26 protein-coding genes are annotated in these 20,707 nt (G+C 68.8%); 16 read left to right on the forward strand and 10 right to left on the reverse strand.

The window, feature by feature from the left end; genetic code table 11:
* Positions 1-8 precede the first annotated feature (8 nt).
* The 12 genes from ACFVBH_RS24460 (at position 9) to ACFVBH_RS24515 (ending at position 10,365) form a co-directional block, all read left to right on the forward strand.
* The gene (locus tag ACFVBH_RS24460) at positions 9-857 is read left to right on the forward strand and encodes a coniferyl-alcohol dehydrogenase (RefSeq protein ID WP_379004807.1); all 849 of its coding nucleotides are present in this window, start codon (positions 9-11) and stop codon (positions 855-857) included.
* Positions 857-1,846 (forward strand): cyclase family protein, encoded by a 990-nt coding sequence (locus ACFVBH_RS24465; RefSeq protein ID WP_379004809.1) that lies wholly within the window; start codon positions 857-859, stop codon positions 1,844-1,846. The genes ACFVBH_RS24460 and ACFVBH_RS24465 overlap by 1 nt, the downstream gene beginning before the upstream one ends.
* Before the next feature lie 33 nt (positions 1,847-1,879).
* Positions 1,880-2,497: an NADPH-dependent FMN reductase gene (locus ACFVBH_RS24470; protein ID WP_379004811.1), complete on the forward strand. Its 618-nt coding sequence runs from the start codon at positions 1,880-1,882 to the stop codon at positions 2,495-2,497.
* 46 nt (positions 2,498-2,543) lie between these two features.
* Positions 2,544-3,386, forward strand: coding sequence for an alpha/beta fold hydrolase (locus tag ACFVBH_RS24475; protein ID WP_379004813.1), 843 nt, complete (start codon positions 2,544-2,546; stop codon positions 3,384-3,386).
* On the forward strand, positions 3,383-4,249 hold the full coding sequence (locus ACFVBH_RS24480; protein WP_379004815.1) for an SDR family NAD(P)-dependent oxidoreductase: 867 nt from the start codon (positions 3,383-3,385) through the stop codon (positions 4,247-4,249). Before ACFVBH_RS24475 ends, ACFVBH_RS24480 begins: the two co-directional genes overlap by 4 nt.
* Positions 4,246-5,448: an NAD(P)/FAD-dependent oxidoreductase gene (locus ACFVBH_RS24485; protein WP_379004817.1), complete on the forward strand. Its 1,203-nt coding sequence runs from the start codon at positions 4,246-4,248 to the stop codon at positions 5,446-5,448. Before ACFVBH_RS24480 ends, ACFVBH_RS24485 begins: the two co-directional genes overlap by 4 nt.
* A 13-nt stretch (positions 5,449-5,461) precedes the next feature.
* Positions 5,462-5,656: a ferredoxin gene (locus ACFVBH_RS24490; RefSeq protein ID WP_354985742.1), complete on the forward strand. Its 195-nt coding sequence runs from the start codon at positions 5,462-5,464 to the stop codon at positions 5,654-5,656.
* A gap of 51 nt (positions 5,657-5,707) precedes the next feature.
* A complete protein-coding gene (locus ACFVBH_RS24495; protein WP_354985743.1) occupies positions 5,708-6,940 on the forward strand; it encodes a cytochrome P450 in 1,233 nt (410 codons plus the stop codon).
* Positions 6,934-7,719, forward strand: coding sequence for a 2-keto-4-pentenoate hydratase (locus ACFVBH_RS24500; protein ID WP_379005869.1), 786 nt, complete (start codon positions 6,934-6,936; stop codon positions 7,717-7,719). Before ACFVBH_RS24495 ends, ACFVBH_RS24500 begins: the two co-directional genes overlap by 7 nt.
* A 46-nt stretch (positions 7,720-7,765) precedes the next feature.
* Positions 7,766-8,698, forward strand: a complete 933-nt coding sequence (locus ACFVBH_RS24505; RefSeq protein ID WP_379004820.1) for an acetaldehyde dehydrogenase (acetylating) — start codon at positions 7,766-7,768, stop codon at positions 8,696-8,698.
* Positions 8,695-9,729 carry a 4-hydroxy-2-oxovalerate aldolase gene (gene dmpG, locus ACFVBH_RS24510; RefSeq protein WP_379004822.1) on the forward strand — a complete coding sequence of 345 codons (1,035 nt, stop codon included), beginning with the start codon at positions 8,695-8,697 and terminating at the stop codon, positions 9,727-9,729. Before ACFVBH_RS24505 ends, dmpG begins: the two co-directional genes overlap by 4 nt.
* Before the next feature lie 318 nt (positions 9,730-10,047).
* Positions 10,048-10,365, forward strand: a complete 318-nt coding sequence (locus tag ACFVBH_RS24515; protein WP_379004824.1) for a DUF222 domain-containing protein — start codon at positions 10,048-10,050, stop codon at positions 10,363-10,365.
* Positions 10,366-10,427: 62 nt separating this feature from the next.
* On the opposite strand, the gene ACFVBH_RS24520 is transcribed toward ACFVBH_RS24515, so the two are convergent.
* Positions 10,428-10,931 (reverse strand): hypothetical protein, encoded by a 504-nt coding sequence (locus ACFVBH_RS24520; RefSeq protein WP_379004826.1) that lies wholly within the window; start codon positions 10,929-10,931, stop codon positions 10,428-10,430.
* Between the two features lie 117 nt (positions 10,932-11,048).
* Between ACFVBH_RS24520 and ACFVBH_RS24525 the strand changes: the two genes are divergently transcribed.
* Both ACFVBH_RS24525 and ACFVBH_RS24530 read left to right on the forward strand, forming a co-directional pair.
* Positions 11,049-11,291: a DUF2789 family protein gene (locus ACFVBH_RS24525; RefSeq protein ID WP_379004828.1), complete on the forward strand. Its 243-nt coding sequence runs from the start codon at positions 11,049-11,051 to the stop codon at positions 11,289-11,291.
* A 102-nt stretch (positions 11,292-11,393) separates the two neighbouring features.
* Positions 11,394-12,689, forward strand: coding sequence for a hypothetical protein (locus ACFVBH_RS24530; protein WP_379004830.1), 1,296 nt, complete (start codon positions 11,394-11,396; stop codon positions 12,687-12,689).
* 47 nt (positions 12,690-12,736) lie between these two features.
* Here ACFVBH_RS24530 and ACFVBH_RS24535 read toward each other — a convergent pair whose 3' ends face one another.
* The 8 genes from ACFVBH_RS24535 to ACFVBH_RS24570 all read right to left on the reverse strand — a co-directional run bounded on the left by ACFVBH_RS24535 (position 12,737) and on the right by ACFVBH_RS24570 (position 18,443).
* Positions 12,737-13,405, reverse strand: a complete 669-nt coding sequence (locus ACFVBH_RS24535; RefSeq protein ID WP_379004832.1) for an HAD family hydrolase — start codon at positions 13,403-13,405, stop codon at positions 12,737-12,739.
* 122 nt (positions 13,406-13,527) lie between these two features.
* The gene (locus tag ACFVBH_RS24540; RefSeq protein ID WP_354985754.1) at positions 13,528-14,148 is read right to left on the reverse strand and encodes an SAM-dependent methyltransferase; all 621 of its coding nucleotides are present in this window, start codon (positions 14,146-14,148) and stop codon (positions 13,528-13,530) included.
* Positions 14,145-14,894 (reverse strand): PIG-L deacetylase family protein, encoded by a 750-nt coding sequence (locus tag ACFVBH_RS24545; protein WP_379004834.1) that lies wholly within the window; start codon positions 14,892-14,894, stop codon positions 14,145-14,147. The genes ACFVBH_RS24540 and ACFVBH_RS24545 overlap by 4 nt, the downstream gene beginning before the upstream one ends.
* Positions 14,879-15,853, reverse strand: coding sequence for an acyl-CoA dehydrogenase family protein (locus ACFVBH_RS24550; protein ID WP_379004836.1), 975 nt, complete (start codon positions 15,851-15,853; stop codon positions 14,879-14,881). The genes ACFVBH_RS24545 and ACFVBH_RS24550 overlap by 16 nt, the downstream gene beginning before the upstream one ends.
* A complete protein-coding gene (locus ACFVBH_RS24555) occupies positions 15,846-16,580 on the reverse strand; it encodes a glycosyltransferase (protein ID WP_379004838.1) in 735 nt (244 codons plus the stop codon). Before ACFVBH_RS24555 ends, ACFVBH_RS24550 begins: the two co-directional genes overlap by 8 nt.
* Before the next feature lie 141 nt (positions 16,581-16,721).
* Positions 16,722-16,856, reverse strand: a complete 135-nt coding sequence (locus ACFVBH_RS24560; protein ID WP_379004840.1) for a hypothetical protein — start codon at positions 16,854-16,856, stop codon at positions 16,722-16,724.
* Positions 16,857-16,948: 92 nt separating this feature from the next.
* Complete coding sequence (locus ACFVBH_RS24565) at positions 16,949-17,437, reverse strand: hypothetical protein (RefSeq protein WP_379004842.1); 489 nt, start codon at positions 17,435-17,437, stop codon at positions 16,949-16,951.
* Positions 17,438-17,552: 115 nt separating this feature from the next.
* Positions 17,553-18,443, reverse strand: a complete 891-nt coding sequence (locus tag ACFVBH_RS24570; RefSeq protein WP_379005871.1) for an aminoglycoside phosphotransferase family protein — start codon at positions 18,441-18,443, stop codon at positions 17,553-17,555.
* A 299-nt stretch (positions 18,444-18,742) separates the two neighbouring features.
* Between ACFVBH_RS24570 and ACFVBH_RS24575 the strand changes: the two genes are divergently transcribed.
* A complete protein-coding gene (locus ACFVBH_RS24575; RefSeq protein WP_354985760.1) occupies positions 18,743-18,865 on the forward strand; it encodes a hypothetical protein in 123 nt (40 codons plus the stop codon).
* A 44-nt stretch (positions 18,866-18,909) separates the two neighbouring features.
* Positions 18,910-19,377 (forward strand): hypothetical protein, encoded by a 468-nt coding sequence (locus ACFVBH_RS24580; RefSeq protein ID WP_379004844.1) that lies wholly within the window; start codon positions 18,910-18,912, stop codon positions 19,375-19,377.
* A gap of 60 nt (positions 19,378-19,437) precedes the next feature.
* Here ACFVBH_RS24580 and pip read toward each other — a convergent pair whose 3' ends face one another.
* Positions 19,438-20,409: a prolyl aminopeptidase gene (gene pip, locus ACFVBH_RS24585; RefSeq protein ID WP_379005873.1), complete on the reverse strand. Its 972-nt coding sequence runs from the start codon at positions 20,407-20,409 to the stop codon at positions 19,438-19,440.
* Positions 20,410-20,707: the final 298 nt, after the last annotated feature.

A 20,707-nucleotide genomic window follows, 5' to 3' on the forward strand; every position in this document is an offset into this window, starting at 1 on the left:
GCATGGCGATGGAATCGATCGAACAGAGCTGGCGCTATGACGGGCGCCGAGCGGTGGTGACCGGCTGCGCGTCGGGCATCGGCGCGGCCGTGGCCCGCCAGGTGCGCGCGCTCGGCGGCACCGTGATCGGCCTGGACGTGACCGAGAACGCCACCGGCGTCGACGAATTCCATCGCCTGGACCTGGCCGACCCCGGCTCGATCGACCGCGCCGCCGCCGCGGTCGGGGAGCGGGTGGACACCCTGTTCAACATCGCGGGCGTCTCCTCGGGCATCGGTGACCCGCTGCGGGTGGTGACCATCAACCTGCTGGGCACCCGCCGCCTCACCGAGGCCATCACCGCGCGCATGGGCGCGGGCGCGACCGTGGCGAGCGTGTCGTCACTGGCCGCGACCGGCTACCTCGAGCACCGCGAGCAATCCGACGCGCTGCTGGACACCGCCGACATGGCCGAGGGAATCGACTGGTGCCGTGCGCATCCCGAGGCCCTGGCCGACGGCGGCTACCGGCTGTCCAAGGAAGCCCTCATCCACTACACGATGCGCCGCACCGTGCCCCTGGGCGCGCGCGGCATCCGAATCAACTGCACCGCACCGGGAGTCACCGAGACCCCGATCCTGGATCAGCTGCGGACCGCCTACGGCCCCGGCTTCCTGGACGACATCGGCAAACCGCTGGGCCGGGTCTCCACCCCCGGCGAACAGGCGGCGGCCCTGGTGTTCCTCAACAGCGCGGCCGCCGGCTACATCACCGGTCAGGTGCTGTGGGTCGACGGCGGCAACCTCGCCGCCCGCCTGGCGGGCGAATCCGCCATCCCGGCCGCCGCGGCGGCGACCAGCGTTGAAAGCGAGCCATAGTGGCCAACCTGACCGAATTCCATCGCGTCGCCGAACAGGTGCGCAACTGGGGCCGCTGGGGCGCGGCCGACGAACTCGGCACCCTCAACCTCATCACGCCCGAGAAAGTCGCCGCAGCGGCGGCACTGGTGCGTCACGGCAAGGTGTTCTCCCTGGGCATCGACTTCGGCTCCGCCGGACCCCAGGGCGCCTTCCAGTTCCGCAGCAACCCGGTGCACGTCATGACCGTCGACGGCGGCGACGCCCGCACCCTGGCCGAGTACGGCCCGAAATGGTTGCGCAACAGCGTCGCCCAGGAACTGAGCGCCTTCTTCGCCGACAATCCGTTCCGGTTCAACGACGACCTGATCATCATGCCGCTGCAGGCCGCCACCCAGTGGGACGCGCTCTCGCACGTCTACTACGACGAGCAGCTCTACAACGGCTTCCCCGCCAGTTCGGTCACCAGCCTGGGCGCGGTGCACTGCGGCATCGACAAGGTCGACGGCAAGGGCATCACCACCCGGGGAGTCCTGCTGGACCTGGTCCGCCATCGCAAGGCCGACACCTACCTGGCCGCCGGGCAGCCCATCACCCCCGAAGAGCTCGACGAAGTCGTTGCCGCACAGGGGGTCACGGTCGGCTCGGGTGACATCCTGCTCATCCACACCGGCTGGATGGCCCGCTTCCACGAGACCGGGGACGGGGCCGAAGCCTATTCCGGCCTGGACTGGCGCTGCGCGCAATGGCTGCACGAGCGCGACATCGCCGCGGTGGCCGCGGACAACCTCATGGTCGAGGACACCGTCTCCGGGGTCGAGGGCACCTTCCTGCCCATGCACATGCTGTGCCTGCGCGACATGGGCCTGATGCTCGGCGAGTACTGGGACCTGACCGCGCTGGCCGCGGACTGCGCCGCCGACGGCGTCTACGAATTCCAGCTGATCGCACCGCCCTTGCGCGTGGTGGGCGCGGTCGGCTCACCCATCAATCCCATCGCCATCAAATAGCGACGGGCACTACGGGAAACACGAGGTTCGGTCATGAGCGTGAGTACGGCATCGGCGGACACCGCCACCGGCATCGACGGGGATCCGCGTCCGTTCGTCGTGGGCATCGGCGGCACCCTGCGCGCGGGATCATCTACCGAAAAAGCACTGCGGCAGTGCCTTTCGGCGGTGGAACGCCAGGGCGGGCGCACCGCGCTGTTCAGCGGCGAGGACATCAACCTGCCCATGTACAACCCGCACGACCTCGAGCGCACCCCCGCGGCCGCGGCCATGGTGGCGGCCCTGCGCGCCGCCGATGCCGTGGTCATCGGCTCGCCCGGCTATCACGGCGGGGTGTCCGGGCTGGTCAAGAATGCCCTGGACTACATCGAGGACCTGCGCGGGGACGCCACGGTGTACCTGGACAACAAGCCGTGGGGCGTGATCACCTGCGCGTACGGCTGGCAGGCCGCGGTCGCGACCCTCGGCCAGCTGCGGGTGATCGGCCACGCGCTGCGCGCCTGGCCCACCCCGCTCGGCGTGGCGATCAACTCCGCCGATCCGATCTGGAACGCCGAGGGCGACCTGATCGACGAGACCGTCAGCGGCCAGCTCGAGATGCTGGCCACCCAGATCCTGACCTTCGCCGCGGCCGGGCGGGCTTCCTCGTGACGGCGGGACTCGCCGGGACTTCGGCGCGGGCTCCCGAGGGGTTCGCGTGAGCACCGTCCGCCGCACGCTGGTCGTGGACGGCGCGGTCACCAGCTATCTCGAGGCCGGGGCGGGCGAGCCGGTCGTGCTGTTGCACGGCGGCGAATTCGGCGGCAGCGCCGAGATCGGCTGGGAGCACACCATCGACGCGCTCGCCGCGCACTACCGGGTGCTCGCTCCGGACATGCTGGGCTACGGGCAGTCGGCCAAACTCGTCGACTTCACCGACGGGCGCGGACTGCGCATCCGCCACATCGCCCGCTGGCTCGGGCTGCTCGGCGTCGACTCGGCGCACTTCGTGGGCAATTCGATGGGCGCGATCAACCTGCTGGTCGACGCCACCTCCGCCGCACCCCGGCTGGCCATGCGCAGCCTGGTCGCCATCTGCGGCGGCGGGGAGATCCAGCAGAACGAGCACCTGCGCGCCCTGCAGGAGTACGACGCCACCGTCGCCGGGATGCGCGCCATCGTGACCGCGCTGTTCCACGGCAGCTCTTTCGCCGCCGATGAGGTGCTGGTGGCCCGCCGCCACGAGTCCAGCGTCGCGCCCGGCGCGTGGGAAGCGCTGGCGGCGGCACGTTTTCGGCGACCCGGCCTGGACGCGCCGCCACCGCCGTCCGCCGACCGCGCCTACGACCGCATCACCGTGCCCGCGCTGCTCATCGAGGGCGAGCGCGACAAACTGCTGCCCGCCGGCTGGGCCGGGCAGCTGGCGGACCGCATTCCCAAGGGCCACGCGGCGGTCGTGCCCGAGGCCGGGCACTGCCCGCAGCTCGAGCGGCCCGCGCTCGTCAACGCGCTGCTGCTGGAATTCCTCGGCGCGCAGACCGGAAAGGAACAGCTGCCATGACCGACGAACTGGCGGGCAAGGTCGCCGTCGTCACCGGCGGCGCGAGCGGGATCGGGCGGGCAACGGTCGCCCGCTTCGTCGCCGCGGGCGCACGCGTGGTGGTCGCCGACCTCGATGCCGAAGCCGGTGCGCGCTCGATCGCCGCGCACGGTGACAATGCGGTCTTCGTGACCGCGAACGTGGCCGACCCCGAACAGGTCCGGGCGCTGGTGGCACACGCGGTGACCACGTTCGGCGGCCTGCACGTGATGTGCAACAACGCCGGCATCTCCGGGACCATGCACAAGACCTTTCTGCACGACGACCTCGCGGACTTCACGAAGGTGCTGGGGGTCAACCTGCTCGGGGTGATGGCGGGCACCCGGTACGCGGGCGAGCACATGGCCGCGCACGGCGGCGGGTCGATCATCAACCTGTCCTCGGTCGGCGGGGTGATGGCCGGCGGCGGCGTACAGACCTACCGTGCGTCCAAGGCCGCGGTCATCCACTTCACCAAATCCGCGGCGATCGAACTGGCGCAGTACGACATTCGCGTCAACTGCCTCGCGCCCGGCAACATCCCCACCGGCCTGCTGGCCGCCTCGGCCACCGCGATGCGCTCGGAGGTGAGCGAGAAGTTCACCGCCGCCGCCCGCGCGGCCATGCGCGCGGACCGGCCACTGCAACGCGAAGGCACCCCGGAGGACGTGGCCGAGTTGGCGCTGTACTTCGCGGGCGACGTCTCCAGGTACGTCACCGGGACGGTGGTGCCGATCGACGGCGGCACGGTCGCGGGAAAACCGTTGCGGTCGTTGCGGAAACCGGACGATGCAGCCGCCACCGAGAACGGGTCGGCGCGCCGGCCGGTCGCGGAGCGGTCATGAGCACCGGGCGCGGCGCGCGCCGCACCGGGGTCCTGGTGGTCGGCGCCTCGGCGGCCGGGCTCGCCACCGTGGAAGCCCTGCGCCGCGAGGGCTACACCGACCCGATCACCCTGCTGGGCGGCGAACACCACCTGCCCTACGACCGGCCGCCGCTGTCCAAACAGGTGCTCTCGGGCGCGTGGCGACCCGAACAGACGCTGCTGCGCCCACCCCGTCAGCTCACCGGCTTCGACTGCGACTTCGTACTCGGAAAGCCCGCGCTCGCACTCGATCTCGCAAGCCGCACGGTCAGCACCGCGACCGGAGAGTTCACCGCCGACCATGTGGTCCTGGCCACCGGAGCCACACCCCGGTTGTTCCCCGGCACCGAGGGCATCACCGGCGTGCACGTGCTGCGCACCCTGGACGACGCCCTGGCCCTGCGCGACGCCCTGCGGACCGCCCGGCGGGTCGTCGTGGTCGGCGAAGGCGTCCTCGGCGCCGAAATCGCCGCCACCGCAAGCCGATCCGGTCTGGACGTCACCCTGACCGGACCGCAGAGCGCGCCCATGGCCGCCCAGCTCGGCCCCCTGGCCGCCGAGCGGCTGGCCGCCCTGCACACCGGTGAAGGCGTGCGGCTGCGACTGGGTGTCGGAGTGCGGGGCTGCACCGCCCGCGACGGCGCGGTAACCGGTGTCGTACTGGAGGATTCGCACGAGCTGCCCGCCGACCTGGTCGTGATCGCCATCGGCGCGATACCGATGACCGACTGGCTCATCGACAGTGGGCTGACCTTGGACAACGGCATCGTCTGCGACGCCCAGGGCCGCACCGCCCCCGGCGTCTACGCGGCCGGCGACGTCGCCCGCTGGCACCACCCCGCCCTCGGAACCGCGATCCGCCTGGAGAACCGCACCAGCGCCACCCTGCAGGCCGGGGTGGTCGCGGCGACCATCACCGGCGTGGAGCGGGCGCATCAGCCGATCCCGTACTTCTGGACCGATCAGTTCGACGCCAAGATCCAGGTGCACGGCCTCATCACCGCCGACGCGAACGCCCGTGTCGTGGAAGGCGATCCGGCCGACGGCCGATTCGTGGTCGCCTTCGATCGCGCGGGCGTGCCCGCCGCGGTCCTGGGCTGGAACATGCCCAAACAGGTCGCCGCGTACCGGCGTGCGCTCGTCGAGGTCTATTCCCCGGCCCCCGTGCCCGCACCCTAGAAAGCGAAATCCCATGAAAGTCACTGTCGATCAGGTCAAATGCGTCGCGGCCGGGCACTGCGTCATGCACGCCGAGCAGGTCTTCGACCAGCGCGACGAGGACGGCATCGTGGTGCTGCTCGACGCCGATCCCCCCGCCGAACTCGCCGCCGACGTGCGGCAGGCGGCCGCGGTATGCCCGGCCACCGCCATCCACGTCGAGGACTGAACCCATCGCCGGGGGCTGACGCCCGGTCCCCGGCTGCACCCAGGAGGAACCGTGTCCGACACCGTCACCGACGCGACCACGGCCGATATCGCCGAGTACCCGATGCACCGTTCCGCGGGCTGTCCCTTCGCCCCGCCCGCGGAAGCGTTGCGGCTCAACCGGACCGCGCCGCTGAACCGGGTGCGGATCTGGGACGGCAGCACCCCGTGGCTGGTCACCGGCTATCAGGAGTACAAGACCCTGATGTCGGATCCGCGCGTGAGCGTCGACCACCACCGGCCCGGGTTCCCGCACTGGAACGAGGGCATGGCCGCCATCGCCGCGAGCCGCCCGAACTCGGTGTTCACCACCGACGGCGAGCAGCACAGCCGGTACCGGCGCATGCTCACCAAACCCTTCACCGTCAAACGGGTGAACCTGCTGCGCGAGGTCATCCAGCGCGTCACCGACGAGCACATCGACGCGATGCTGGCCGGACCCAAACCCGTCGACCTGGTCGCCGCGCTCGCCCTGCCGGTGCCGACGGTCATGATCAGCGAAATGCTCGGGGTGCCCTACGAGGATCACGAGTACTTCCAGGAGCAGGCCACCGCGAGTGTGGACCGCTACGCCACGGCCGAGCGCGCCGCCGAGAGCCGGGTCGGGCTCTCGCGCTACCTGGTCGAACTGATCAAGACCAAACTCGAGTCGCCCGCCGAGGACGTGGTCTCCGACATCGCCGAACGCCTGCGCTCGGGGGAGATCGATATGAGCGAGGCCGCCCAGCTGGGCACCGGCCTGCTCATCGCCGGGCACGAGACCAGCGCCAACATGATCTCCCTCGGCACCCTGGCCCTGCTGCAGAACCCGGACCAGTTCGCGCTGTTGCGCGACAGCGACGATCCCAAACTTGTGTCGAGCGCCGTCGAGGAGCTGATGCGCTATCTCGGGATCATTCAGAACGGGCAGCGCCGAATCGCGCTGGAGGACATCGAGATCGGCGGGCAGACGGTGCGCGCCGGGGACGGCCTCATCTTCGATCTGGCCCCCGCGAACTGGGACGAGCGCGCCTGGGAACAGCCCGAACGACTCGACCTGACCCGTCCGGCCGCCCAGCACGTCGGCTTCGGCTTCGGGCCGCACCAGTGCGTCGGCCAGCAGCTGGCGCGCGCGGAGCTGCAGATCGTCTTCCGGACCCTGGTCCGGCGAATCCCGAACCTGCGCTTGGCGATTCCGTTCGAGGAGGTCACCTTCAAGGACGACCGCCTGGCCTACGGGGTCTACGAACTGCCGGTCACCTGGTGAGTGCCGGGCTGCGCGACGGCCTGGCCGCGCGCCTGGCCGCCGCGGAGCGGTCGGGCGTGCCCATCGGGCCGCTCACCACCGAGCATCCCGAGCTCGACGTGGTGGACGCGTACGAGATCCAGTTGATCAATATTCGGCGGCGCGTGCGATCGGGGGCACGCGTGGTCGGGCACAAGGTCGGACTGTCCTCGCTCGCCATGCAGGCCATGATGGGCGTCGACGAACCCGACTACGGGCATCTGCTCGACGACATGGAGTTGTCACCAGATCGCCCGGTCCGCACCGCCGACTACCTGTGCCCGCGCGTGGAAGTCGAGGTGGCGTTCCTGCTGGGCGCGGATCTGCCCGGCGCGGACTGCACCGAAGCCGACGTACTGGCCGGGACCGCGGCGTTCGCGCCCGCGCTCGAGCTCATCGACTCGCGGATCGAGAACTGGTCCATCCGGTTGTGCGACACCATCGCCGACAACGCCTCCTCCGCCGGGTACGTGCTCGGGCGCGAGCGGGTCGCGCCCGGGGACATCGACATCACCGCGATCGAGGCCGTGCTGTCTCGCGACGGCAGCGAGGTCGCGCGCGGGCGCAGTGACGCGGTGCTGGGCAATCCGGCCACCGCGGTCGCGTGGCTGGCCCGGACGGTGGACCGGTTCGGGGTCCGCCTGCGCGCGGGCGACGTGGTGCTGCCCGGCTCGTGCACGCGCGCGATCGACGTGCTGCCCGGCAGCGAATTCACCGCCGACTTCGCGGGTTTGGGCGCGGTCGGCCTGCGCTTCGAATAGCTCGTCTCCGGAATTCGAACAGCCCGCCTCTGGAACAGGGAGTGTCATGTCTGCGAAAAGCCCCGCCGCGCCGGCCAAGGCGTCGGTCGCCATCGTCGGGTCCGGCAATATCGGCACCGACCTGCTCTACAAACTGCTGCGCTCACCCCGGCTCGAACCGCGCTGGATGATCGGAATCGACTCCGCCAGTGAGGGATTGCGGCGCGCGGCCGGATTCGGCCTGGACACCACCGACAAGGGCGTGGACTGGCTGCTGGATCGGGCCGAGCTGCCGGACCTGGTGTTCGAGGCCACCTCGGCGGGCGTGCATCGCGCGGCCGCGCCCCGATACGCGGCGGCGGGAATCCGGGTGGTCGATCTGACCCCGGCCGCCGTCGGTCCCGCGGTGATCCCGCCGGCCAACCTGCACGCGCACCTGGACGCACCCAACGTCAACATGATCACCTGCGGCGGGCAGGCCACGATCCCGATCGTGCACGCGGTGTCGCGGGTGTGCGAGGTGCCGATCGCGGAGATCGTGGCGTCGGTGTCCTCGGTGTCGGCCGGGCCCGGAACCCGCGCCAATATCGACGAGTTCACCACCGTGACCGCGCGCGGCGTCCAGGACATCGGCGGGGCCGGGCGCGGCAAGGCGATCATCATCCTGAATCCGGCCGAGCCGCCGATGATCATGCGCGACACCGTGTTCTGCGCCATCCCCGAGGACGCGGACCGCGCCGCGATCACCGATTCGATCCACCGCATGGTCGGCGAGGTGCAAACCTATGTGCCCGGCTACCGGCTGCTCAACGAACCCCAATTCGATGAGCCGTCGGTCAACTCCGGTGGCCGGGCCCTGGTCACCACGTTCGTGGAAGTCGAAGGCGCGGGCGACTTCCTGCCCCCGTACGCCGGCAACCTCGACATCATGACCGCGGCCGCCACCAAGGTCGGCGAGGAGATCGCCGCCACCCTGCTCGGGAAGGACTCGCAGCGATGAGCGACCACTGGGACATTCGCATCACCGACACCTCCCTGCGCGACGGCTCGCACCACAAACGCCACCAGTTCACCGGCGACGAGGTCCGCTCGGTCGTGGCGGCGCTGGACGCGTCCGGGGTGCCGGTCATCGAGGTCACCCACGGTGACGGGCTCGGGGGCTCGTCGTTCAACTACGGATTCTCCAAAACCCCCGAGCAGGAACTGATCCGGATCGCGGCCGAGACGGTCACCACCGCGCGGATCGCGTTCCTCATGCTGCCCGGCGTGGGAACCAAGGACGATATCGCGCGGGCGCAGGACAACGGCGGGGTCATCTGCCGCATCGCCACCCACTGCACCGAGGCCGATGTCTCGATCCAGCACTTCGGCCTGGCTCGCGAATTGGGTTTGGAGACGGTCGGATTCCTGATGATGTCGCACACGGTCACCCCCGAGCGCCTGGCCGCGCAGGCCCGGATCATGGCGGACGCGGGCTGCCAGTGCGTCTACGTCGTCGACTCCGCGGGCGCGCTGGTCATGGAAGGTGTCACCGACCGGGTCGCGGCCCTGGTCGCCGAACTCGGCGACGACGCCCAGGTAGGGTTCCACGGCCACGAGAATCTCGGCCTCGGTGTCGCCAACTCGATAGCCGCCGTGCGCGCGGGCGCGAAGCAGATCGACGGCAGCACACGACGATTCGGCGCGGGCGCGGGCAACGCCCCCGTGGAGGCGCTGATCGGCGTCTTCGACAAGATCGGCGTCAAGACCGGTATCGACTTCTTCGCCATCGCCGACGCCGCGGAAGACGTCGTCCGCCCCACGATGCCCGCCGAATGCCTCCTGGACCGCAACGCCCTGATCATGGGCTATTCCGGGGTGTACTCGAGCTTCCTCAAACACGCCGTGCGCCAAGCGGATCGCTACGGGGTCCCCGCCCACCACCTGCTGCACCGCGCGGGTCGGCGGAAGCTGATCGGCGGGCAGGAGGATCAGCTGATCGACATCGCCCTCGAGATCCTGCGCGAACGCGAGGATCCGCCGAGTCGGTGAGCAACAGGGGCGCAGGGCCCGTGGTGCATCGATCGGCACGGCGCGGAACTCGGTGCAGGAGGGGACCGTCTCGCAGCTGAAACAGCGGTTGTCCCGGAGCTGGAACAGCAGTGTCTCGATCCCGATGTATCCCAGCTCAGGCCCATGTTCGAACGGCTCGTCGACGAATCACGTGCGTATCCTGCCGCAAGGTGCGTGCGTGTTTCGCCGCAAGGTGTGTGCGTGTTCTGCCGCTGCTCGGACGCGCGTTTTGCCGAGGGCGTGACCACCTGCCGGGTTGATCGAACATATGTTCTAATTCGATGTATGCTGACCCGCGTGACCAAACATTCGACCGCGCTGGCGCCGAGTGCTCCAGCCCCGGGCTGGCCGGATCTGACCGACGCAGACCTACTGCGCACCCTCGTCGAAACCGAACGCCGTCGCCGCCGGCTGGACGCCGCGATGCGCGCGGCGGTCTCCGAGGCCGAGCGTCGCGGGCTGGCCGTGGACACCGGCTACCGCGACACCGTGGATCTTCTGATCGACCTACTCCGGATCAGCGCCCACGAGGCTCGCCGCCGGATCGAATACGCGGTACCCCACCCCCGCCCGCGCGCCAAGAAAGTATGGCGCGTGCTGGCGGCGGCGAGCTGACCCCCGCGCGGGTGGTCCGGTTCGATCGCGGACCCGCGAGGCCGTGATCGAACCGGAGTCGGTCACGAACCCGACGAACCACCGAAGAGCGGCAGCACGAGCGCCGCGGAACCGGACGTGGATCCGGAGTTCAAGGAACTGCCGATGATGTTGCAGGTGGTCGCGACCGCGGACCCCAGCGACAGCGAAAGATTCGGGTAGCTCGACGGGTTGGGCGGGCAGATGCTCACCTTGACCGACCGGCTGGAGCTGCCCTGGCTGACGGTGACCGTGTACGCCCCCACGGCGGGCGGGGTCCAGGTGATGTCCACGAACCCGTTGAGCCCGTCCGAGCTACCGAACGGGGTGCCCTGCCCGATGGTGGTCCCGTTGATCGACAAGGTGACCGGACTGAGCCGGTCGGCCCCGCTGGTCGTGACCGAGACCTGGCAGGGAACGGATGGCGTGGCGCACCCAACTCCGAAGGAGTCGACGGTGGCATGGGCGGCCGGTGCCAGCAGCGCAGGCAGGGCGAGTGCGGGCGCGCAAAGTAGCCCGGCGGCAGCGACCCGGGATGAGTTGACCATGGCAGGGGATCGTATGCGAAGCACTGTTGTTTCAACTGCGAAGCGCTGCCCCTGCTTTCCGGGGGTAGGCAACCGCTGTGTAGTCCGGATCTCCTCTGTCACAGCTAGATTCAGAGGATGGACTCCGAGGATGACGAGCAGTACACGCTACAAGAACTGTTCGAGATGCTGGGACTGCCCAGCGCCCCCGCGGACATCGATAGTTTCGTAACCCGGCATTCGATAACGAAGCGGGGTGTCCACCTGTTCGACGCCCACTTCTGGACTCGGCACCAGCGGGAATACTTCTGGGATCTACACGAGGACGGACACTGCGAACAAGCCTTCAACGAACTGGACGAACTCCTGCGGCGCACCTGAAGCCGTCGCGGTCGACTTCATTGCCTGCGCACAAGAACCGCTGTCCCCGAACAATTTCGGCGGCTCGGAGGCAGGACGCGTTGTGACCGATACGGTGTCGAGGTGGAAGATGTAGCCGGTATGGATTGGCGCCTGTGGTCCAATGAGGGCTGGCTGTCATCGTCGGATGTGTCGATGCTGATCGAGCTCGGGCATGTCGAAGCAGTTGAGCGGCTATCGGTTCGCGGCGACTGGTTCTGTGCGCGGGGACTCGCGGACCTACATCGGTCGCGGGCGCAGTACGACGCGGCGATCGAGGCGTTGCGGCCGTTCGCCGACACCGGTTGGTGGACCGCCATAGAGTCCGTGGCCGAGCTTCTGGCCGAAGCCGGGCGGATCGATGAGGCTGTCGACCTGTGCGTCCCGAATGTCGCGAACGGTGAACGCAACGCCATCGGGTACTACGCGAACGTGCTGGCGGGCACTGGGCGCGCCGAGGAGGCGTTCGATCTGTTGCTGCCGCACATCGATGATTGGTGGCACGCGCGGGCACTGATGAGGATTGGTGTCGAATTGGGCCGCGAGGAAGCACTTGCGCCACTCCTCGAGGAGTCGCTCGAACGTCTCCGGTCGCCCGGTGCAGAAGTTCCCGGCGTTACCTTCCATATCGAGATTCTCGCGGAGTTGCTCGAAGCGCAGGGTCGACTCGATAGGGCAATCGCTGTGCTCCGCTCGGATCTGTACTCCAGCAATATCGTTGAGCACTTGGCTTCATTGCTGATCCGTCATCACCGCTTCGATGAGTTACGCGAACTGCTCATTTCACGTCCCGATGCCAGGGAGATCTGGCACATAGTCGAATCCCTTCCCGCGAACTCCGATATCGATCGCGTCGCGGCCGCCATCCGGGCGATGCCCGAGCCCGCAGCATGTCATGCGACGTATCACCCGAGTGCGGCGCTGGGGCAGTTGCTGATCCGAGCAGGCCGAACCACCGAGGGGGTGGTGGAGCTGCGCAAGGCGCTGGATCCCGACGATCTCGTTTCCCTGCACTTCTTCTGGATGCTGCTCGTCGAGTACGGATGTGTGGACGAAGCCCTGTCGCTCATCGACGACTGCGCAGTCCTGACCGGCGCGATGACCCCAGATCTGCTGGATGAGCGCGTATCTGTGCTCGCTGCGGCCGGCCGCACGATCGAGGCGATCGAGGAGCTGAGAAGCCGCCCCGCTGCTCAGCAATCAGCCGATGCGACATACCTTTCCCAGCTGTTGGTCTCGGTAGGCCGGATCGATGCGGCCGTCGAGGTGCTGGAACCCGGCTTTCGCGCAGGAAACCACATTGACGACATGGCGAGATTGATGATCCGCCAGGGGCGGGTAGCGGAAGGCCTGGAACTCCTGTGCCGCGCCGAGCGCTAGGCGGGTCGGGTTGTGCACCGGGACTGACGTCGCGCGGGGCTCCGACCTCACAGCAACGCTGCGATCGGGCTGTCGTCGAGGTGATGCAGCAACCGCGCTACGTCGTCGCACACGTACGCCGCACCCTCCTGCTCGAGTTCGGCTCGGGCGATGCCACCGCTGAGTACCCCGACCGCCGGTACCCCGACCGGGAGGCACGCGCGCACATCCCACACCGTGTCACCGACGAACACGGCGCGGTCGTTGGGAACGCCGGCACGATCGAGGGCGACCCGCACGATTGCGGGGTCCGGTTTGGCTGTGTCCACGTCCTCACCGCCGGTCACCGCGTAGAGCGCCGCGTCGCTGTCGAGTAGCTTGCGCAGCACCGCGAGCTCGTCCGGCGGCGCGGAGGTGGCGAGCAGTACCCGCAGCCCTCGCGAGGACAGCTCGGCCAGGATCTCGCGCGCGCCCGGCAGCAGCGTGAGTTCGTCGGCCGAATCCAGATAGAGGCGACTATGCCAGTCATCGGCTCGGGCGGACGCGGCGTCATCGAGCTCACCGGCCAGGGTCTGGATCAGCTGGTCCCCGTCCATGCCGATGGCGCGGTGGATGCGCCATGTCGGCACGATGACATCCACTTCGGCGAACGCCCGATGCCACGCCCGGGCGTGCAGATAGTTGGAGTCGACCAGCGTGCCGTCGACATCGAACAGAACCGCTGCGGGCTCGGACATGATCTACCTCCTGCTTCGTCGGTGAAGGTTCGTTGACGGTGGAGCCGCGCCGTCCGGCGCGGAGATCCGGGGCTCGCGCCGGTACCCGTCCAGGCCGGTCGAGGGCGCGAGCACGTGCGTGGTCACACGATGCCCTCGCGTTGTGCGACCGAGCGCTGGTCGCCCGCAACCGGGGTGAACACCTCGAGCAGCATGTCTTCATCGCGATACCGCGCAAGGCGTACCAGCCCTGGATGTTCGGCGACGATCATGTGAACTTGTTCGCCGCTGAGGGGGTAGTCCGGAGCCGGGTGGAGCCAGTGCACGCACAGCAGCGTGCCGTCCGGCTCGAGGTGCTCGACGGTCCTGTCGAGGGCGATCCGCAATTCGTCGCCGTCGAGGTAGTAGCAGACTTCGCTGAAGACGATCAGGTCGAATTGTGTACCGGGCCAGTCGTCCCCGAGCGCCCAGACCGTGAAGTCGACAGTATCCGCACCATCGCCGAGTCGCAGGGCGGCGGTGCGCAGCGGCTCGTCGGTGATGTCGGTTGCGGTGATCCGGTCGCAGACGTGGGCGAGCTCGGCGGTGAGAGTGCCGATACCGCAGCCGGGTTCGAAGGCGTGCCGATAGCGGGGCCGGGGCAGGGCGGCGAGTGTGAGCGCGCGCTTGCGGCGCTCGTACCAGCGGGTGGCGAACTGCCACGGGTCGGCCTCGCGCCGGTACAGGGCTTCGAAGTAGCCGGCAGGCAGGCGGTTCGGGGTCATAGCAGGAAGGTTTCGGTCGGACCGGTGAAGCGGCGCAGGATGTGCTGCGGCAGGATCGGCTCGTCCCCCGGCAGATCCGACAACGGCTGCGTCTGGCTTCGGAACCGGCTCAGCGCACGGCATTTGGCGCTGTGGGCCGCCGGGGGTAAGGCCAGCGTTCTTGCTCGGGAGTGCTCGAGCAGCGGATTCGCCGGTGTGGCCCAGTGCCACATCCAGATCGGGTACTGCAGCAGTCGCGCGCCCGTGCGTGCGCACGCCGCCGCGGCCGCGCGCCCGACGGCTTCGTGATCGGGGTGCCCGTCATGCGCCCAGCTCGCCGCGCACCAGACCGGCTCTCCGCCCGGCCGCGCCAGCAGCATCGACAGTCGCTCGGTGAGGTCGTGTTCGTGCCGCGTCAGGTCGCCGTCGGGCAGGTGCAGCCGGAGCGGTGGCTCAGCGCCCAATTCTGTTGCCGCGGCATGTGATTCCTTGATGCGCAGGGCGGTCAGACGGTCTCGGGAGTGGGTGGGGGAGTTCGGGTGGGAGGCCTCGCCGTCGGTGACCGCGACGACGGTGACCGGGATGCCGTTCGCGCGGGCCAGCGCGATCAGCCCGCCCACACCCAGAACCTCGTCGTCCGGGTGCGGCGCCACCACGACCAGCTCGCGCCAGCCGGTCACCGTGAGCGGCGCGCAGTCGGCGCGCCACCGTTCCCAGATGGCGTCCTGTGTGCCGGGCGCCCGCAGATCGATCACAGGAGTGCCCACGAAGTATCTCCTTCGCCGATGTCGTGGCCCAGCGCGGCCAGATCCGCTTCACCATGGCTCTGCCGCAGGTAGACGGTCAGATCGGCGACGCGGCGCGCGTGCGCGGAGTTCATGCACAGCGGTGCGGCGCCCAGGGCTCGGCCTACGCGATCGAGGGTGATGGTGGCGGCGTCCTCCACGATCGCGCGCACGACCCGGGCTCGGATCCGTGCCCGGGTGGGATCGCCCGCCGGGTCGTGATCGATATCGGCGGCGGCGCGGCTCAAGCTCAGTCGTGCCGCGCCCAGGGTACTGGCGACCGCTCCCAGATGGGCGGCGACGTGCGCGTCCGCCTTACCCGTCGCGACGCGCTCGTGCAGCGGGCGCGCTACCTCGCAGGCGCTGCCGTACCAGCAGGCCGCGACGCCGATCGCCCCGTGCCAGAACCCGGGCCTGTCGATGTAAGCTCCCGGCTGCCCGACCGGAGCGGCCGTGGCGTGCGTGAAATCCATTGCACCGGAATCGGAGTCGCGCATGCCCACCGCGTGCCACGAGTCCGGGACCGGCCGCACGGCCGGGCTGTGCAGTGGCACCGCGAACAGCCGCCGGTGCTCCCCGTGCCGCGCGGTGACCAGCGCGTGGGTGCAGATGTTCGCGCCCGAGCACCAGAGTTTGCGGCCGGTCAATTCCCAGCCCCCGGTGGTCTGCTCGGCGTGGACCAGGGGCTCGGGCGGCTCGGCAGCCCATACGCCCCACACCTCGCCGGGCAGCGGTGCCGCGCCACCGAGTTCGTCCAGGATCGCGGCCGCGTCGGTGTGCGCTTCGGCCAAACGGCCAAGCACGGTGTCCTGCGCCGCGAACGCGGCCAGGCTGCGGAACCTGTCGAGCGTCCGGCCCTGTCCGGGGAGCGGTAGGTCGAGCTCGCCGGATCGGGAGAGTTCGTGCAGCCGCTCGGCGATACTGTTCAAGCCTTCAGGCACTGTCGACCTCGTTGGGCCAGCGCGCATCCACGGCTTGCAGGTGCGCGGCGAAACCGTTCGGTGCGCGGCCGTTGCGGCGGCCGGAGGTTGACACCACGACATCATCGGCCCACACGATCGTGCGCCCCGCCGCTATCGCACGATGAACGAACTCGACGTCCTCATCGGCGGGCAGGTCGAGGAAACCGCCTGTACCCCAGTACATGTCGGCTCGAAATCCGAGATTCGCGCCGTGAATGTGCTCGTGCCCGGCGGACCCGCGGCGCTCGTACTGCCGCTGGTAGCGCAGGCGGGTGGCACGGCTGTATCCACTCCAGTCCGTCACGGTGACGACGCCGGCCACCAGGTCTGCCCCGCGCCGCGCGTACCGGAGCTGGCGGGTCAGCCATGCGGGGTCGACCTGCGAATCGGCGTCGGTCGTCGCGAACCAGGTACCGGGACCGCTGCTCGAGCGTACCGCCGCGAACCCAGCCGCCCGCGCCGCGCCCACATTGCGCTGATGGATGACCACCGAGTTCACCGCCAGCGCACCTGCCGCCTGTGCGGAGCCATCCGTGCAGCCATCGAGAACCACTTGAATCCGCACGGGAACCCGGACCTGCTCCGCGCTCCGCAACAGCGCTCGCACGCAGTCGGGAAGCCGTCGTTCCTCGTCGCGAACAGGCACGACGACGACGATGTCGCTGATCGGTGGCAGACATCCGAGCCGGTCATCCGAAACGATCATGGTCAGCGCATACCCGCGGTACCGGGCCGCAAACCGCGGTCGAATCCGGGGCGGGATGCTCGGTTCACGTACCTCGCCCGGCCGCGTCCGCCCGAAATCGGGGCGGTGGAATCGCCCCCGGTGCTGCGCCGGCTCGGATCGTCAGATCGTGTCGTTGTTGCTCGAGGGCGGGTTGCCGGTGTTCAGGTCGGTGTTGTCGGGGCCCCGGCCGGACCGCCGTAACAGCACGACCGCGCCGACCAGGACCACGAGTCCAATGATTATCAAGATCTCCATATGGTGCGCGTACCCCGGCGATGCTGGGCTAACCGCCCGCGAACTCGAGGATCTGCCGGGGCACACCACGATCTCGCCCTAACCGCGTGCGCTCAGCCCAGCGTGAACGTGGCGCGGCCCGCGATGTGCTCCAGGTCCACATTCTGCGGGTAGACCTCGGAATAGGTGTCGAGCCACGCCTCCACCTTCCCGGCGCCCGGGCCCATGCCCATTCCGGTGATCACACCGTCCGGCAGGCCGACCACCGTGGTGCCCTCGACCCGCTGGGACTGGCCGCTGGTCCGGCCGGTGTCGAGGTTCCGCCAGTGCACCGTGACGTGGTACGCCCCGCAGAAGTCCCCGGTCTGGGTGATCTTCAACCGGACGCCGAAGACCCCGGACTGCGGCTGGGGCACGGTTTCGGCGTTGATGATCGCGGCGCAGTTGGGACCCGGAACCCGGGTCAGGGTCGGGGTGAACTGGGCGACCTGGTCGCCGGGGTTGGCGCCGGCGGCCCCGGCGAGACCGCTCCACGCGGTCACCAGCGCCGCCGCGACGACACCGGTGCGAAGCGTGAACTGTTGCAGGGAAACACTTTTCATTCTCATACCTGTGTGTCGGCACCGCCGTGGAGGGCGTTATCGGCACCCCGGCCCGTCACTTTCAGGGGCAGGAGAACAAGGGGCCGAGGGTTCACCCGCATCGCGGCAACGGCTGTCAGGCGCCGCTTACGATGCGGTCCAACGTTTTTCGGCCGACTCGACTCAGCGCGGGGTTGCTGTCGGCGTAATACCAGACCAGGCCGATGGCCTGCTGGAACGCCCATGCCCTGCCGCGCTCCCACTCCAGGTTGTCGACGTCGAGTCGGTCGCGCAGGACCTGCCTCGAGGCCGTGCCGAGCAGGTGCCAGGCACTCACCAGGTCCAGCGCGGGGTCCGCCGCCGCGAGACCGCCCGTGTCCAGCACGCCCGTGAGCCGGCCGTCGGCCACCAGGATGTTGCCGGGAATCAGGTCGCAGTGATTCATCACATCGGGATCGCTGCCGCGGGGGAGTGTGCGCAACCGCTCCCAGATGTGCCGCAGCAGAACAACATCCAGGAGACCGTTACTGCGAGTGAGGCAGGTGGCGACCCAGTCGTCATGGGACCTGAGATCTCCGCCTCGCCCATTGCCGTCGAACGTGCGCCCGCGAGCATCGATACTTCGCACGCCGATGATGAACTCGGCCAAGTCCATTGCGAAGGAGGAAGATTCGCCGGGATCCGCGTCCAGCGCAACCTCGCCCTCGAGCCACGTCTGAATCGACCACGGCAGCGGGTATCCGCCACCGGGTTCGCCGATGGCAACCGGTTCCGGCGTTGCGAACCGGGTCCGCCCGACGACCTCGCGGGCCGCCGCGGCCTCCCTGTGCAGTTCCGAACGGACCTGCACAGGGTCGGCGAACCGCATTCGAAACCGCAACGCCAAGTCGTCACCGAGCCGGAAAATCGAATGCACCGTCCCACTCCCCGGCGCATGCCGAATATCGAGCCCACGCCATTGCGGGAATTGTTCGTCGACCAAGGCGCGCACGGTCCCGAGCGAGACTTCCAGCTGGTTCGGATGCATGGTCACGACGGCAGCCTCACAGAGGTGGCTGCCCGGAACAAGCGATTTCCCCGCGGTGCGATCGTGTGTCGCCGACACGGCTCGGCCGCCCCATTCACGCGCCGCGCGACAGCGAGATCGCCATTGATTTGCCGAATCATCGGTATTGTTTGCCGCGCGCGGTTCTTTATGCGCTGTTCGGCATCGGAAGTCCGATGCTGTCGCCTTCTTCTGGTGAAGGAAATCCGACCCAAGCTTCACCAACCGGCTGTGGGCCATTATTCCGGTCACCGCCTCGAAGAACACGAGAAGGAGGATCGATGTCAGCAACGCTGTCCGCGGGGCTGGTCGAATTGGGTTCGGCGGCACTGGTTCTGGCTGAGGAAGTCACCAGCATCGTCGCGAACGTCGTCTTCATCCTGAGCGTGTTCGGTCTGCTGTGATCCGCCGCGGCCACGCGTGCCACTCGCGCCATGAAGGAGCTGGAATGACTACCCGCGCAAGTATTTTCGTCTCGGCGATGGCGGTAGCGGCGGCGCTGCCCCTGATTGCCGGTACGGCGTCGGCCGATCCCGATATCGCGCCCACCTGCCAGGTGCCGGCCGAGTCGACGGAACAGATGCTGGTGATGTGGGGCAATGTGCCCGCTGTTCCGGCGGGTATCCGCGGCGACAACCTCACCCTGGTCCGCTTCACCGGCCCGGGCACTTTCCGCTATTCGGTGGTCGGTGTCAGCGGCTGGCAGGAGGGCACGTTCACCCGGGAGAGCTCCGCCCCCGGCGTCGCGGTCTTTCACGGCACCGAACACACCACGTCGGACCCGATCGAGTTCACCATCACCCTGACCTGCCGCACCGAGACCACCGGAAACTACAGCTACACGACGCCGTCGATGCCGGAACCGCTGTCGTCGGACGCACCCGCCGTCTATCGGTTCGCCCCGCTCGCGAAATAGTCGATACCGCGTGCGGTGAGGTGGCTCCGCGTCGGCGGACGCGGAGCCACCTCGGACATGTCAGTCCGCGAATCGGGCGACAGCGTCGAATATGCTCTCCGCCAAGGCTGGGCTGCCGGTGTGCCCGGAGTCCTCGATGATCCGCAGCTCGGCCTCGGGCCACGCGCGCGCGAGTTCCCAGGCCGTGCGCACCGGTGCCGACAGGTCGAGACGACCGTGGATCAGAACCCCGGGTATCCCCGCGAGCCGATGCGCCTCACGCAGCAACTGACCATCGTCGAGCCAGCCCGCGTGCGCGAAGTAGTGACTGCAGATCCGCACGAACGCCAATTGCTCCCTGTCCGCGGGCGCGCTGTATTGCCCCGGCGCACCCAAGGTTTCATGCGCGATCACCGCATCCTCCCAGGCACACCACTCCCGCGCGGCCTGCTCGCGCACCGCTGGTTCTGCGTGTTCCATCAATTGCCGGTAGCCCTCGACCAGGTCTCCATCCCGATACTCGGTGGACCCGCCGAGCCGGAACCGCTCCCATTCGACAGGCCGAAGCATCCGCATCCCGCGATAGAGCCAGTCGATTTCCCGCTGCCGGGCGGTGAACACCCCGACCAACACGATTCCGATCACCCGGTCGGGATGCCGCTGCGCATACGCGAGAATCAGCGTGGACCCCCAGGAACCCCCGTAAAGCACCCATTTCTCGATTCCGAGCTGCTCCCGCAACACCTCCATGTCGGCCAGCAGATGCTCGGTCGTGTTGTGCGCCATGTCAACAGCGGGATCCGATGCGTGCGGCAGGCTCTCCCCACACCCGCGCTGATCGAACAGCACGATCCGAAACACCCCCGGATCGAAGGTCTTCCGAGCCCCGCGCCGCCCGCCCGCACCCGGCCCACCGTGCACCACCAGCACCGCCCGCCCACCCGGGTTTCCGCTCGTCTCCCAGTAGATCCGGTTGCCGTCACCGACTTCAAGCAGCCCGGACGCGTAGGGCTCGATCGACGGAAACGGTTGACGGGCACTGGATGCGGGCACGGCCGCCACGGTACCGGTGCGACATCCTGCTACCGCTGTGGTGGCAGTTCGCGTACAAGCACATGTAGCGTCGGCGCATCCGCCCAGTTGGGGCGCAGTGTGCCGACACGCTGCCATCCCCAGTTAGCAGCAAGTGCCAGCATCCTCTCGACGACCGCGCCGAGATTTCTCCACCACCGGTCAGTGCCGCCGCACCGGACTCCCGATGGAAGATCGCGTTGCCTCTCTGGTCCGAAGAAGCACTGTATGTGGAATCCCGGATGGGCGGAGTGTGCGAACTCTGCAGGTTTGATTCCGC

This window comes from Nocardia sp. NPDC057668, assembly GCF_042799795.1.
In the GTDB taxonomy this organism is placed as follows: domain Bacteria; phylum Actinomycetota; class Actinomycetes; order Mycobacteriales; family Mycobacteriaceae; genus Nocardia.